We start from the raw sequence: 13,943 nt of genomic DNA, 5'->3' as shown, positions 1-13,943 counted from the left end.
GTCTCAGACGAAGAAGATTATTTGCAGTCTGATGCTGCACCCTCTTTCACCCAGACATCGCTGTGGGCCGGGTTGTCACCACGGGTCCACCATTTCGCACGGTACTCGGAACCTTCATAGGTTGTGGTATCGCCACCGTTGTAGACCACATCCGCTTTCCAGCCGAATTTCACCTTGCTGACCAGATCCCAGGATTCGGAAGAGAAGCCAGGCTGGTTGCCCTGAGTCCAGTATTTCGCTTTCCAGACCAGGTGGTCGAAGCTGACGATATCGCCATTGTTGTACACCGCACTGGCATTCCAGGCAGCGTATTTGCTGGCATTGGCATCGACAGGGTTATCGCAGCTGCTGCTCGCGCTGCCCTCATCAGATGGCGGTGTCACGTCATCAGCCGGTGGCGTGACGTCGTCAGCAGGCGGGGTCACGTCGGCAGCTGGCGCAGCGGCTTTTGGCGCCACAGTGACCTGCACGTTGGACTGCACGCTGGTCTTGCCATCGCTTACCATGGCGCTCAGGGTGTAATGCTCTTCTGAAGACACTTCTGGTGCGGTGATACGCACGTTCGCGGTATCAGTACCGGAGGCATTCATATCTGCCGGTACGCTCCAGCTGTAGGTCAGGGCATCGCCATCCGGGTCGGTGGCCTGAACATGCAGAGACTGCGTCTGGCCCGCTTCCAGGGTGATGGCTTCCATTGGGTTAACCACCGGTGCCTGGTTCGCTTTTGGCGCCTTGTTCAGCACCTGGACATCCGCCGTGCTGCTCAGACCTTTTGCATCGGTCACGGTCAGGCGGAAAGCCAGCGTCTGGTTAGCAGTTACCGCCGGGGCGCTAAAGGACGCTTTCGCAGAGGTGCTGTTGGCGATAGCCACCGTTGCGCCTGCGGTCTGGGTCCACTTGTAGGTCAGCGCATCGCCATCCGGGTCGGAAGAGGCAGAGCCATCCAGCGTCACGGTAACCGGGCCGGTGACGGCCTGATCCACTGCGGTTGCCACTGGGGCACGGTTGCTGACAACAGGCTGGTCAGAGGAAGAACCGCTGCCCAACAGGCTTTCGTTCATGGCATTCAGGATGTCGCCGTTATCAGACTCAACGGACCACGCGAACAGGCCGCCAAGGTTTTTGTCGAGGACATACTTGCCTTTCGCAGCAACAGAACGGGCGTCGTCATAGCTCAGCAGTTCGCCGGTGGATTTGTTAAAGAGGTAAGGTGCTTCAGCCGCGGCGTCATATTTGTACTCCCAGCCTGGCTTGCCTTTCATCTGGTTAGCGATGACGCGATAGTCAACGATACCCGCTTCCCAGGTACCTGCAATTGGCCCGGTCGCTGTGCCGGTGAACGGATTGTCACCGTTATAACCATGCACACCCGTCCAGCCGCGGCCATACATCGCCGCACCGACCACGATTTTGCCCGGCTGTACGTGCTGATCCAGCATCGCTTTCACCGCGTTGTCGGTGGTGTAGTTGGTGGCAGGATTCCAGGAGGAGCCATACAGCGCCGTCTGGTGACCCAGCTCGGTGTTGCTCCATGCGCCGTAGTAGTCGTAGCTCATCAGGAAGATATGGTCGATATACTGCTGAGCGTTGGTGTAATCCACGTCCTCGATCTTATCTTTACCCGCGCCAATCGCGGTGGTCAGCTCATAAGTGCGGCCGGTTTCCGCTGACAGCTCATTCAGCATCGCACGGAGATCGTGCATCAGCGCGGTGTAGGTAGCTTTATCGGTTTGCGGATTGCCCAGTTTGGCATTCTCACCGCCGCCGCCCGGGAATTCCCAGTCGATATCCACACCGTCAAACACTTTCCAGGTTTTCAGGAACTCTTTCACTGAGCCGACGAAACGGTCGCGCAACACTTTGTTATCCATCTGGAAGAATGGATCGGACAGGGTCCAGCCGCCCACAGAAGGCAGAATTTTCAGATTCGGGTTGGCTTTTTTCATCGCCATCAGCTGGCCGTAGTTGCCTTTGTACGGCTCATCCCAGCCGGTCACGCCTTGCTGTGGTTTTTGCAGGGCAGCCCACGGGTCATGAATGGCTACGGTGTAATCCTCGCGACCTGCGCAGGCACGTTTCAGAGATTCCAGCGCGCCGGACGCTTTTGCGCTGTCGTTGATGCCATCACCGCCACAGATTGGAATGAAGCCGTACAGAATGTGGTTCAGGTTGGCCACCGGGATTTTATCTACGGTGAAGTTACGGTCATAGACGCCCCACTCAGGGAAATAGGCCGCCACCACTTTGTCAGTGTGCTTCGCAAAGGCTTTGTTGTTCTCTTGCAGGGTGGTGGTCAGCGGCAGCAGGTGGCTGCCATCGGTATCCGCCACAATGATCAGCTTGCTGGCGCTGGTGCTACAGCCGCTGTCATTACACAGCTGGACCTGCTCCTGGTAACGGCCGCCTTTCATCACTTTAAAGGTGGCAGAACCTGCTGCGCTGCCCGCGCCGGACCAGACCTCTTTGCCATCCAGCAGCACTTTTGCTGACGTTGGCGCATCGCCGCTCCACATGTTCCACTCGACTTTGACGTCAGCGCCATCGTGAACTTTGACCAGGTTGTTATAATCCTGCGCGGCCTGGTTAACTTCAACGATCGCAAATTTGTCATTACCGTTGGTCAGCGACGGTACGCCTGGGACGGCTGCAAATACAGGGCTAACGGCCGCCGCCACAAAAAGTGCCAGATATTTTGGCTTCATAAATTTCATTTTCAATTCCCGATAACTAATTTGTGAACTTAAAGAACATGTCTTCCATAAACATGAATAAAACCAGCATGGCGCGCAAAAAAGATTAAAATACATTGCCACTTAATATGCTTTTAAGATTTTCTGTTAATCTCAACAGTAAGATTAATAATCCATGCGGTTTGTAAATCGAATGGTATTCGTAAAAGAAGCCATACTCACTCAATTCCCCTGCCGAAAAAATTTCAAAAAATAATTGACAGATTATTTACAGAGCGAGCGCGTAAATATGGCTAATAAAGGTCATTACACCGGCTAAAGCAATAGCGGGACCAAAAGGAATCTGCGGTGATTTATTCGTCGAACTAATAAAAAAGAAATAACCCGCAATGCCCATTAACGAGGCCAGCAATATTATTGTCGGTAACGCCTGCCAGCCGCACCAGGCACCCAGCGCCGCCAGCAGTTTGAAATCGCCGTAGCCAAGCCCCTCTTTTCCCGTTGCCAGACGAAACGCCCAGTACAACAGCCAGAGCGACAGATACCCCGCCACCGCGCCGATAATGGCATCGCTCAGCGCCAGCGTATGGCTGAAGGTGTGCACTAGCAGCCCGGCCCACAGCAGGGGTTGCGTCAGGCAGTCCGGTAGCAGCTGATAGCGCCCGTCAATGATGGCCAACGGCAGCAAAAAGGCCGCTATCAGCCAGAGGGAAAAGAGCGCCGATACGGTGGGTAGACACCAGGCCGTGGCGGCAAAAAACAGGGCGGTAAAGGCTTCGAGCAGCCATAACCGCAGCGGGATTGCGCTGCCGCACTGGTGGCATCGCCCGCGCAGCGCCAGCCAGCTGACCAGCGGGATGTTTTCCCACCAGCACAATTGATGCTGACACGCCGGACAGTGGGAGGCCGGGAAAAGGAGATTGATCCGTGAATCCTCCCCAAGCATCATCTGCGGAACCCGCTCTGCCACCACGCCGAGAAAGCTGCCGATAATGGCCCCCAGTATGGCGCTCATCGTGCAAAACAGCGCCGGGCTGCTCTCCCGCAGCAGCGCCAGGCTGGTCATGCCATCTTCGTCCAGCTGAGCTGGATCTCCGCCTTAACGTCACTCAGATGGTCCACCGGCGTGAGCTTCATTTTATCCAGCCGGATCCCTGAGGCAGTATTGATTTCACGCAGCCAGTTCTTCAGCTCATAAATATTCACGCGCGGCACAATAAAAGATAACGTCTGCCCCTCCTGTCGAACATCATTCAGCGGCAGCTTAATTTCCCGCGCGCTGTTTTCCACCACGCTGCGCGGATTATTGGTTTTCAGTTGCTGAACCTGCAGATGATTTTTATCGATTTCGCTGCGCATCCAGGCCAGGGTTTCAGTCTGACGCTTCAGCGTGGCCTGGCTGTTTTTTATCATATTATCCAGCGGCACTACGCCTGCGTAATAGACCAGAGCACAGCAAAACGCTGTGCCACAGAGTGTCATTAATCGCTTTTCGCGGACGCTGTATTGCTGATAACGCGCTTTGAGTTGCGCGACTCGCTGTTTCATTTATGCTTCCCTGTAATCATGGCGGTATAAGGCGCAGCCGTGGAAACCGGCTGGAGAGAAAAATCAAAATCCGTATTCGCCTGCCTGATAAATGCCTGTAGTGATTCGCTATGTTCTGCGACGGCGCTGAGCGTCCACGCGTTTTGCGCGCTGTCGTACTCCAGCAAATTAATTTCCATTCCCGGCACCGATTGCTTCGCTTTATTCAGATCGTCCAGTTGCAGAAAGACGCCTTTCTTCACCTTCTTAAGGTTCTGACCAAAATGGTATTTGATGTTCGTTTGCTGCCGCAGGCTGGGGAAATGGTACTGATACACCGTGGCATTCTCCTCTTGCAGCTGGTTTTCCTGCTGCACCAGCATCCAGGCCATGGCCAGCCTCGGCCCCAGCAGCAGCCCCAGGCTGAGGATCCCCAGCGCGACCATCACGCCTTTCAGGCTTTTTGTCGTGCCCCCCTGCGCGCCACGGGGATCAAAATCACCGTGCAAGACGTTAGCCCGGCAGGCCTGCCATTGGGGCTGAATCAGTTGCAAAGGATGCTGCCAGGGTAAGGTTTCATCCACCTTTACCCCTTCTGGGGCCTCGCCGTAGCAACACACCTCTCCTTCGCCAGTCTTCTGCATCAGCAGCGGCAGGAGCGACGCGTCGGTTTCACACGCACCTGCGTTGGAGCAACGCAGCCAGTAGTTCTCCCCCAGCGAGACCAGCGTGCGCCCCCCCTCGGCCACCGGCAGCAGCCAGGCGTCAGGCAGCGCCTGCACCACCGTTAGCCCGGCCTGCTGGAAGAGCGCGATCCAGTGACGTAAGCGCTGGGCATCAATGGCGACGGCGTCCACTTCCCGCCCTTTTTTATTCAACACCGTCCAGTGAAGCGCATCGACATCGCCAATCAGCGTCTCTTCCGCCAGCCAGGAGAAGGCCGTCGCCTGGGTGCCAGGGCCTTTCTTCGGCAGTGAAAAGTGACGGAAGATCATCTCGCTGGCGGGCAGCAACAGACAGACGTGGGCAGCCAGGGGGTGTGACGCAAGCGTATTCAGCGCCGCCATGCCGCTGAGCGTCTGCACCTGCTGGCTGCCGGATTCGCACCACGCAATATTCCCGTCCTCGCGGCTATCGGGACGAATAAAGAGTCTTTTTTTCATCGGTATCGGCTTTTGTTATTCAATCATTCGGTAACGACGCTGCCACGTCAGGATCTCACCCGCTTCGCTATTCATCTGAAGCTGGCTGACCACGTGAAGCGTTAAATCGTCGGTGTTGCCGGTGTAGTTGACCCGGAAATAACGACTGCTGACGGCAACCTGCGCAGCCACCTGCGTTAAATCGTCTTTCAGCTGCGGGAAGTTTTGCTCCAGCGCTTTGCTGAACGCCTCAACACTCTCCCACCCCGCTTCGGGGCGTGCCGCGAGCAGGCGTGCTGCGTCATCCTCCGTCAGTTTCCCCGGAAACAGCGCCGCCAGCAGGGTTGCCTGTTCGGGCTTCAGGGTGTTGACGTCAATTTTGCTGTTGGCATCCGGCAAGGCACACAGCAAGGTACTGACTTTTGCGTAGGCCGCCGCCGGGAACGCGGGCAGCAGCTTAATTTCGCCAATGTTGCGCATCATCTGGTTGGCCGGAAGACGCGCGGGCTGAACGCCCGCCCAGGCATCACTCTCCTGCGCCTCTTTCGCCGTGGTACTGTCGCCATCAAGGTAATCCACCAGCTGGTCATAGACCTGTTCCGCTGTGGCGTGATCCAGACCGCCGTTAACCAGCAGTTGCTCGACGGTGCGCTGTTTACGCGGTTTTTCCGGGATAGCCGACGGCTCCTGCCCCTGTGCCGCCTTCTCTTCTGTGAGCAGGTTATTGACGTTAAAGCAGTCTTCGGCATCCTCAACCTGGCTCACCACCGTGTAATACTCCCCCTGCGTCTCAAGGGGTTCATGCCACTCGCCCTCCAGCGTCAGGACGCTGTTTTCGCCGATGGCGGCGGTCTGTAACCGCATTTTCACCACCTGCTCCTGACGCTGAATGGCCCAGCGCAGCTGCTGCTGACTCACCTGGTAGTGGGTTTTCTGTAAATTGCGGCAGAACTGCTGGCTAATTTTGGCCGCCAGGGCTGACATCATCACCAGCAGGATGAGCACCACTAACAGGGCGACGCCTCGCTGCTGTCGCAGGGGGACGCGGCTCATGGCTGGCCTCCCGTCGCAGGCGCTGCCGCCTGTTCGGGCGCGGGTGCGGATGGCGCGGCCTCTGGGTTCTCGCCTTCGGCTTTCGCGACGATCTGCGGTTGCGGCATATCGCCAGGGGTCGTAAACACCCAGCGCCAGGTCTCGCCATTCTCCATCGTCAGCGTCAGTTCCACGCCGTCAGGCTGGTGGTCGCTCTCACTCCAGCGCTTTTGCCATGACCCGCTGTAAAACCGCCACTCGGCTGACTTCACTTTGGCGACAATCGGCACTTCTTCCGGTTTAACGCCCGCCGGGCTGTCTATCGTCGGCCACACATCGCGCCACAGGCGGTGATCGTCAACGCGCCAGCGGACGCGTTCGAGCTGTACCTGGCCGCTCATGCCATTGAGCGTGGTCAGCTCAAGGGCATTATCCTGCTGGACAAACACCCCGCCGTCGTTGCGCGGCGCGCGGGCCTGCAGCTGGAAAAAATCACGCTCCAGCAGGCTCCAGGCGCGCTGGATCTGGTTGAGCTTTGCCGCATTACGATCCGTCGCATTGCTGGTGCGCATTGCGCCATCCAGGATTTGCCAGGCGAGGGTGCTGATCACGGCAAAAATAGTGAGCGCAATCATGATCTCCAGCAGCGTAAATCCGCGCTGATGCTGAATTTTTTTCACTTTTTCTCCCCTGGCGGCAGGATCCTGAGCGCCACCACCGGCTGGCTCTCATCCCCTTCGGCATAGACCTGGATCTCATCCACCAGACTGTTGTCGGCGGCCTTAACCCGCTGTATACGCCAGTTCCAGCTGCGCCCGCCCATGATTTCGGTGCCCTGCTGTTGAGCATCAGGGAAATCGCTTCCGGTCAGTTGCGCTTCTGCCAGCTGATTCTCTGCAACCCAACTGGCCTGCAGGGTATCGGCAAGCCCGTGGGTAAAGCGCACGTTCAGGGAGATGGAGTTCATGAGTGCCAGCGCGGCGGTGGAGAAGATCACCAGCGCCACCATCACCTCCAGCAGCGTCATGCCTTGTTGCTTTGCCTTAGCCATCGTTTTCTACCGTTACCGGTGCCGCGCCCTGCGACACCACGCGGAAATGGTGCTGTTTATCGAAGCTCTGCAATGTCAACGTGAAACGGCTGATCTCCCCGTCCGGCAAAAAGACAATTTGCGGCTCAGCATCGGACGTGGCGGCCAGACGCTGGGGGGAGAGCGACACGTGCATCTCTTCAGGGAAATGCCCCTGAGTCGTGATACGTCTTTCAGACAGAGGAACCCAGCGACGCTGGCCGTTTTTAACCGCCAGCGTCACCAGCTGATAATTATCCGGGGTGATCACCAGGCCAACGATATTTCCGTCCATGACGGCACGATCAGAACCATAATCCACAAGGGCTTTTAATTGCTGGCCAAATATATCCGCGCCACTGCGGGAGGGTATTGTCGAGACCACCATCATGGCGCAACTGGCAAATATGACTAACGCCAGGATAATTTCCAGCAAAGTAAAGCCGCGTTGCCTGTTCATTATTTTTTATCGAATGACCAGTTAGTAATATCGTCTGCGGTATTGGCTTCCCCGTCCGGGCCTGCGGAAAAGACATCAATGGCGCCATGTTCACCAGGGCTGACCAGAATATAATCGCTACCCCACGGATCCTGCGGCAGACGGCGAATATAGCCGTCGGCACGATAGCCGTTCGGGATTGGCGCGATTTCCGGTTTGGTGACCAGCGCCTGCAGGCCCTGTTCCGTGGTGGGATAGCGGTGGTTATCCAGCTTGTACATATCCAGCGAACCTTCCAGCGCCACAATATCGCTGGTGGCTTTCTGGGTATCGGCCTTCTCTTTATTACCCATTAAATTCGGCACCACCATACTGGCCAGCACGCCGAGAATAACAATGACCACCATTAATTCGAGCAAAGTAAAGCCCGCCTGGCGCGCCAGGTTTTTTCGTTTCATCGCCATAATTAACCTACCATGTTATTAAGTTGCAGAAGCGGTTGTAATATTGACATCACAATAAACAGAACAATGGTCGCCATAGAGACCACCAGCGCCGGTTCAAATACCGACAGCGTTAATGTAATTCGGTGCTGTAATGCGGATTCCTGGTTTTCTGCCGCCCGATCCATCAGATTGCCTAATTCGCCACTCTCTTCACCGGAGGCGATCATATACAGCATGGTGGGCGGGAATAATTTCGCCTGCTCCAGCGCGGCATATAACGAGGCCCCCTGACGCACGGTGTCCGCTGCCTGCTCCAGCACCTGGCGGGCATGGAGGTTTTCGATCCCGTCCATGGCGATATACATCCCCTCCAGCAACGGCACGCTACTGGCCTGCAGAATGCTCAGGGTGCGGATATAGCGCGCACTGTTGATGGCGCACACCAGCTTTTTAATGGGCGAGGCGTTCACCAGCCAGCGGTGCCAGAGATAACGATGACTGTTTTTTTTCAGCCAGCTTTTAAAGCCGATAAAGGCGGTCGCCAGCCCGCCACCGATATAAATGCCATACGCCTGCAGGAAATCGCTCACCGCAATCAGCGTCCGGGTGGTGATCGGCAGCTGTTGTTTCATATGGGTAAACTGCTCAATCACCTGGGGCACAACCGCCACCAGCAGAATGCAGATCACCGCCACGGCCACCACCGTCAGGGTGATGGGGTAAACCATCGCCTGGGTGAGCTTGCTTTTCATCTTCTGGCGCTGTTCGTTGTATTCGGCCAGCTTTTCCAGCACATCGCCGAGATGCCCGGTCTTTTCCCCGGCCATCACCAGCGTGCAGTAGAGCTTGTCAAAGGTGCGCGGAAACTGGCTGAAGGCGTCGAACAGGGTATGCCCTTCCACCACCTTGTCGCGGATATCCGTCACCATCGCCGCCAGTTTTTTATCTTCCGATTGCTTGGCGATCGCCTTCAGGGCGCTTTCCAGCGGCAGCGCGGCGTTAACCAGGGTTGCAAGCTGGCGGGTAAACATCGACAGCACGGGGGTAGAAAGCTTTACCCCTTTCTGCGCGCCACCGCTGGCGGCCTGTTCGCGGGTAACGGTAATGCTCACCGGGATCAGCTTTTGATCGCGCAACGCCTGACGCACCTGCTTTGGCCCCTCGGCCTGTAAGGTGCCGCGCTGGGTTTTGCCCGCCACATTGGTAGCCGTCCATGCATACCATGCCATTATTCATCTCCCCCGCGCTCGGCGGTGACGCGCATCACCTCTTCCAGCGAGGTGACGCCAGAGATCACCTTCAGCAGGCCGTTTTCGCGCAGGCTGTAGGCCTGACGGAACAGCTCGGTCTCAATGGACATTTCGTCTTTGTCTTCATGAATAGCCCGGCGCATCGTACTGTCGACCACCAGGAATTCATGGATCCCCGCTCGCCCCTGATACCCGCTCTGGCGACAGTGCTCGCAGCCCACCGCGCGATAGATCGCTTTCGGCGGCGTATCCATAAAGCTGAACAGGGCTTTTTCATTGTCGTCCAGCGGACTGGTGGTTCGGCAGTGGGTACACAGCCGTCGCACCAGACGCTGGGCAATGACACCGAGCAACGATGATCCGATTAAAAACGACTCCAGCCCCATATCGCGCAGACGGGTAATCGCCCCTGCCGCGCTGTTGGTGTGCAAGGTGGACATCACCAGGTGACCGGTCAGCGACGCCTGCACCGCATTTTGCGCGGTTTCGCCGTCACGAATTTCACCGATCATCACCACGTCCGGGTCCTGACGCAGAATAGCGCGCAGCCCGCGGGCGAACGTCATATCCACGCGCGGATTGACCTGCGTCTGTCCTACCCCTTCCAGCTCGTATTCAATCGGATCTTCAACGGTAAGAATGTTGCGTTCATGACCGTTCAGCGCCGACAGAATGGCGTACAAGGTGGTGCTTTTCCCGGAGCCTGTCGGCCCGGTAACGAGAATAATGCCGTGCGGGCGACCAATCAGCCCTTTCAACTGCTGTAACTCTTCGTCTATCAGCCCCAGCTTGTTGATATCCGGCTTAAGGTTGCTTTTATCCAACAGACGCATGACCACGCGCTCGCCGTACTGCGAAGGTATGGTGGAAACACGCACGTCGATGGCTTTACGACCGATGCGCAGCGAGATACGGCCATCCTGCGGCAGGCGTTTTTCAGCGATATCAAGCTTTGACATGACCTTGATACGCGACACCAGCAGCGGCGCAAGCTTCCGCGCCGGTTGCAGTACCGGGCGCAGCACGCCATCGACGCGAAAGCGAATACTCAGCGTGCGCTCGAAGGTTTCGATATGAATATCCGAGGCACCCTCTTTCACCGCTTCGCCCAGAATGGCGTTGATCAGGCGGATCACCGGCGAGTTTTCGTCGTTATCCAGCAGATCCTCGTTGTCGGGGATCTCCTCCGTTAACGCCATCAAATCGATGTCGGCGTCCATGTCATCCACTAACTGCTGGGAAACGCCGCTGTTCTGCTGCCAGATTTTGGCCAGCATCTCGTCAAAGGCTTCGGCCGTGAGGATCGTTGGGGTGAAGGATCGCCCCAGCACCCGGCGTACTTCCAGCAGGGCAAACGCTGGAGCGTCATCACGCACCCAGACCTGATCCTGATAAAAGAGGATCCCGTGGGTTTTGGCGTAGTTGCTGGTGCATAACTCATGACTCAGTCCATCCATGTTGCGCCTCGCCCTTACTCTTTAAACGGATTGCGATTGACCGGTTTTGTACTGGCCGCAGTCGGGTAAGCGGGCAGCACGGCATTGCTCTCAGGTTCGATAATGCCGAGCTTTTTCTCCTCCAGGCGCTGCTGCTGCCGCGCCCGGATCTGGTCATATTTTTCCTTCGAAGACGCGCTGTAGGTATCGTCGTCACGCAGAACGGTGGTATGAATAAAGACCATCAGGTTACGTTTCGAGGTGTCCTGGGAGGTGTAGCGGAACAGTTGCCCCACCAGCGGAAGATCCCCCAGCAACGGCACTTTCGAGACGTTCTGCCTGGTGACGTTCTCCATCAATCCGCCGAGGACCACCGTCTGCCCACTGTGCACCATCACTTCGTTATTGATGGTACGGGTGTTAAAGGTCGGGCCGAGGCTGGCATCATCCGTTGAACTGGCATCCACGCTGGAGACTTCCTGCTCAATCTTCAGATGAATGATGTCACCGTCGTTGATCTGCGGAACAATTTTCAGCTTCGTACCGACCGTTTTACGCTCCACCGAGTTAAAGACGTTATCGCCGCTGGTGGTCTGAGAACCCGCCAGCACCGGCACATCCTGGCCGACGTTAAACGAGGCCTCTTTGTTATCCAGGGTCACCACGCTTGGGGTCGACAGAATGTCGTTTTTGCCGTCGGTAGAGAGTGCGGTCATCAGCGCGCCGAAATCACCGTTAAAGAAGCCCGTTGCCAGGCCGGTAAAGCTGGTGCCTTTCATGGTCCCATTCTTAATCTGGCTGATCGGCAGGCCGGTAGAGCCAAACTGCACCCCGCCGTGTTTACCGGTCCACTGCACGCCGAGGTCAAGACCGCTTCCGTCCTGCACTTCAGCAATGATCGCCTCCACCAGCACCTGTGGACGGCGGATATCCAGTTTGTCGATGACCTTTTCCAGCGAGTTCATCACGTTTGGCTGGGCGGTGATCACCAGCGAGTTGGTGGCCTCGTCAGCGGTAATATTCAGATCGTTGCCGGCGGAGGTTGTTTTCCCTTTCGCCGCGCCCGATTTATCCTTCAGCTGCTCGCCGATACCGGTTAACACCGGGACGACTTTGCTGGCATTGGCGTATTTCAGGTAGAAGACGCGGGTATTGCCTTCATTGTTCTGTTCGCGATCGAGCTGCCCCACCAGCGACCGGGTGCGCGCGCGGGCGTCTTCGGTGCCACTGATGATCAGGCTGTTGGTTTCGTCATCGGCGACCACTTTGGTGGCCAGCTGCGGCGCGTTTTGCCCCTTCTGCTCTTCATTGTTGAGATTATTCAACATGTCAGACAGCTCTTTGGCAGAGGCGTAGCGCAGCGGCACGATCTCCCGGCGCTGCATCCCGGAGCGATCGACGCGCTGCACCAGGTCCACCAGGCGGTTAACCACCGAGGCTTTTCCGGTCAGCAGCAGCACGTTGGAAGGTTCAAAATGGACCACGTTGCCAATACCGGTGGCGTCGTTCAGCTGGCGCAGCAGCGGGGCCAGTTCGCGGACCGGCACGTTTTCCATCCGCACGACACGGGTGATGATCTCATCGCCTTTGCCGGGATGCTGGCTGTCAGCCAGCGGCGCACCCGCGGTACGCGCGACCGTTGAACGCACGACTTTCACCATACCGTTATCCATCGGGATCACCGACAGACCGTACAGATCCAGCACGCTAAGGAAGAACTGATAATATTCATCTTCCGTCAGCACGTTATAGGTCTTAACCGATACATTTCCCTGAACGGAAGGATCGACAAGAATTGTTTTATTCAGATTGCGGCTTACCGTATCAATAAATTCGCGAATATCGGTGTTCTTGAAACTGGCGCTAAAATTTGCCGCCATCACGGAATTAGACATCAAAGACGCTGCTGTCAGCGCGACACACGCCCAGGGAAATTTCTTCATAACATTACACTTGTTAATTGTTGAAAACATTAACCCGAATATTTTCAAGGTGAGCGTGGCGTCGGACTACGACTTCCGCTTCTCTCATTTTTGACCAGCTGGCGATAATATTTTTCGCCTGCTCCGCTCGCGTCATATCGACGGCATTTACTTTCACTACCACATCCCCTTTTTTCAGCCCGCTATGGCTAAAAAAGGAGGACGAATTTTTAGGTTTTATTTGATAGCCTTCCAGTTGGCCCTTTTCGACATAAGGCTTCAGGACAAGGTAATCATTGAGATGAATATTATCGGCACCCGCATCGTTTTTCGGTTTTGGCACCGGCGACGCATTCGCATCGCCTTTAATATAATCGGGGCGTTTTAACGCCAGCACCTGCCGCTCGCCCTGGTAATTCACCACCACATTGTCGCTGTTGATCTCTTCGATCCACGCATCGTTGTAGCCCGGCAGATACTCGCCTTCGCGGTAACTCTGCTGGCCAACCGGGGTTTTGATCACCGCGAACGAGAGCCACGCTTCGTCGCTGCTGATAATCCCGTCGACCTCCGCTGAAATCGTCTTTTGCGCTGCCTGCTGAAGCGCAGGCTGTTTAACCGCAGGCTGGAACAGCGCGAAAGTCTGCTCCTCCGGGCGCGGACGCGGGTTCGCCGGTAAATGACCCGGAAGGGGATCGGCCGCCTTTCTGAACTCTTTAAATACGACATATCCCTGATGACCGCTAAATATCAGCAGGACAAACATCACGCAGGGCGCAATCAATCGGGAATAAAGCTGCATTTTCATTTTTTAACTGACCTTGTCGTAAATGCAGGAATTAGCAGCCTGGCGCTGCACCTGAAAAACCCGGAAATAATAATAATGACGCCTGGCCCGCTCCATCGGGTTTGCCGTTAACTTTAATGAAGAAAAATATTGACCCTGAAAAAAAGCAATGTTAAGCGCTAACAACAGGTTATTTTTCTCCT

At 56.3% G+C, this 13,943-nt stretch carries 13 protein-coding genes; all 13 read right to left on the bottom strand.

Features of this window, described 5'->3' with window-relative positions; translation table 11 throughout:
* Positions 1-17: 17 nt before the first annotated feature.
* Entirely contained in the window at positions 18-2,711 is a 2,694-nt protein-coding gene (locus ACF8PE_RS07685; protein ID WP_392494741.1) for a glycosyl hydrolase family 18 protein, read from the bottom strand.
* 247 nt (positions 2,712-2,958) lie between these two features.
* Positions 2,959-3,756 carry a prepilin peptidase gene (locus ACF8PE_RS07680; RefSeq protein ID WP_392494740.1) on the bottom strand — a complete coding sequence of 266 codons (798 nt, stop codon included), beginning with the start codon at positions 3,754-3,756 and terminating at the stop codon, positions 2,959-2,961.
* A complete protein-coding gene (gspM, locus tag ACF8PE_RS07675; protein WP_032617304.1) occupies positions 3,753-4,238 on the bottom strand; it encodes a type II secretion system protein GspM in 486 nt (161 codons plus the stop codon). The genes ACF8PE_RS07680 and gspM overlap by 4 nt, the downstream gene beginning before the upstream one ends.
* Positions 4,235-5,380 carry a type II secretion system protein GspL gene (gene gspL / locus ACF8PE_RS07670; RefSeq protein WP_392494739.1) on the bottom strand — a complete coding sequence of 382 codons (1,146 nt, stop codon included), beginning with the start codon at positions 5,378-5,380 and terminating at the stop codon, positions 4,235-4,237. The genes gspM and gspL overlap by 4 nt, the downstream gene beginning before the upstream one ends.
* A 15-nt stretch (positions 5,381-5,395) precedes the next feature.
* A complete protein-coding gene (gene gspK, locus ACF8PE_RS07665; protein WP_392494738.1) occupies positions 5,396-6,412 on the bottom strand; it encodes a type II secretion system minor pseudopilin GspK in 1,017 nt (338 codons plus the stop codon).
* Positions 6,409-7,071: a type II secretion system minor pseudopilin GspJ gene (gene gspJ / locus ACF8PE_RS07660; protein ID WP_392494737.1), complete on the bottom strand. Its 663-nt coding sequence runs from the start codon at positions 7,069-7,071 to the stop codon at positions 6,409-6,411. The genes gspK and gspJ overlap by 4 nt, the downstream gene beginning before the upstream one ends.
* Positions 7,068-7,442: a type II secretion system minor pseudopilin GspI gene (gspI, locus tag ACF8PE_RS07655; RefSeq protein WP_117385712.1), complete on the bottom strand. Its 375-nt coding sequence runs from the start codon at positions 7,440-7,442 to the stop codon at positions 7,068-7,070. The genes gspJ and gspI overlap by 4 nt, the downstream gene beginning before the upstream one ends.
* On the bottom strand, positions 7,435-7,920 hold the full coding sequence (gene gspH / locus ACF8PE_RS07650; RefSeq protein ID WP_117385713.1) for a type II secretion system minor pseudopilin GspH: 486 nt from the start codon (positions 7,918-7,920) through the stop codon (positions 7,435-7,437). The genes gspI and gspH overlap by 8 nt, the downstream gene beginning before the upstream one ends.
* Positions 7,920-8,363, bottom strand: a complete 444-nt coding sequence (gene gspG, locus ACF8PE_RS07645; protein WP_032617298.1) for a type II secretion system major pseudopilin GspG — start codon at positions 8,361-8,363, stop codon at positions 7,920-7,922. Before gspG ends, gspH begins: the two co-directional genes overlap by 1 nt.
* 2 nt (positions 8,364-8,365) lie before the next feature.
* Positions 8,366-9,574 (bottom strand): type II secretion system inner membrane protein GspF, encoded by a 1,209-nt coding sequence (gene gspF, locus ACF8PE_RS07640; protein ID WP_191152982.1) that lies wholly within the window; start codon positions 9,572-9,574, stop codon positions 8,366-8,368.
* Positions 9,574-11,052 carry a type II secretion system ATPase GspE gene (gene gspE, locus ACF8PE_RS07635; protein WP_392494736.1) on the bottom strand — a complete coding sequence of 493 codons (1,479 nt, stop codon included), beginning with the start codon at positions 11,050-11,052 and terminating at the stop codon, positions 9,574-9,576. The genes gspF and gspE overlap by 1 nt, the downstream gene beginning before the upstream one ends.
* Positions 11,053-11,066: 14 nt before the next feature.
* Positions 11,067-12,974 carry a type II secretion system secretin GspD gene (gene gspD, locus ACF8PE_RS07630; RefSeq protein WP_059308401.1) on the bottom strand — a complete coding sequence of 636 codons (1,908 nt, stop codon included), beginning with the start codon at positions 12,972-12,974 and terminating at the stop codon, positions 11,067-11,069.
* A gap of 13 nt (positions 12,975-12,987) precedes the next feature.
* The gene (gene gspC / locus ACF8PE_RS07625; RefSeq protein ID WP_392494765.1) at positions 12,988-13,719 is read right to left on the bottom strand and encodes a type II secretion system protein GspC; all 732 of its coding nucleotides are present in this window, start codon (positions 13,717-13,719) and stop codon (positions 12,988-12,990) included.
* Positions 13,720-13,943: the final 224 nt, after the last annotated feature.

Source organism: Leclercia sp. GLN_9, assembly GCF_043105735.1.
GTDB lineage: Bacteria > Pseudomonadota > Gammaproteobacteria > Enterobacterales > Enterobacteriaceae > Enterobacter > Enterobacter adecarboxylatus.
The sequence above is the reverse complement of the archived record's forward strand: the minus strand, read 5'-3'. Positions and strand labels throughout refer to the sequence as shown.

Coding starts and splice junctions, on each gene's coding strand:
- ACF8PE_RS07685 (WP_392494741.1), bottom strand. CDS start 2,711: ATGAAATTTATGAAGCCAAAATATCTGGCACTTTTTGTGGCGGCGGCC.
- ACF8PE_RS07680 (WP_392494740.1), bottom strand. CDS start 3,756: ATGACCAGCCTGGCGCTGCTGCGGGAGAGCAGCCCGGCGCTGTTTTGC.
- gspM (WP_032617304.1), bottom strand. CDS start 4,238: ATGAAACAGCGAGTCGCGCAACTCAAAGCGCGTTATCAGCAATACAGC.
- gspL (WP_392494739.1), bottom strand. CDS start 5,380: ATGAAAAAAAGACTCTTTATTCGTCCCGATAGCCGCGAGGACGGGAAT.
- gspK (WP_392494738.1), bottom strand. CDS start 6,412: ATGAGCCGCGTCCCCCTGCGACAGCAGCGAGGCGTCGCCCTGTTAGTG.
- gspI (WP_117385712.1), bottom strand. CDS start 7,442: ATGGCTAAGGCAAAGCAACAAGGCATGACGCTGCTGGAGGTGATGGTG.
- gspH (WP_117385713.1), bottom strand. CDS start 7,920: ATGAACAGGCAACGCGGCTTTACTTTGCTGGAAATTATCCTGGCGTTA.
- gspG (WP_032617298.1), bottom strand. CDS start 8,363: ATGGCGATGAAACGAAAAAACCTGGCGCGCCAGGCGGGCTTTACTTTG.
- gspF (WP_191152982.1), bottom strand. CDS start 9,574: ATGGCATGGTATGCATGGACGGCTACCAATGTGGCGGGCAAAACCCAG.
- gspE (WP_392494736.1), bottom strand. CDS start 11,052: ATGGATGGACTGAGTCATGAGTTATGCACCAGCAACTACGCCAAAACC.
- gspD (WP_059308401.1), bottom strand. CDS start 12,974: ATGAAGAAATTTCCCTGGGCGTGTGTCGCGCTGACAGCAGCGTCTTTG.
- gspC (WP_392494765.1), bottom strand. CDS start 13,719: ATGTTTGTCCTGCTGATATTTAGCGGTCATCAGGGATATGTCGTATTT.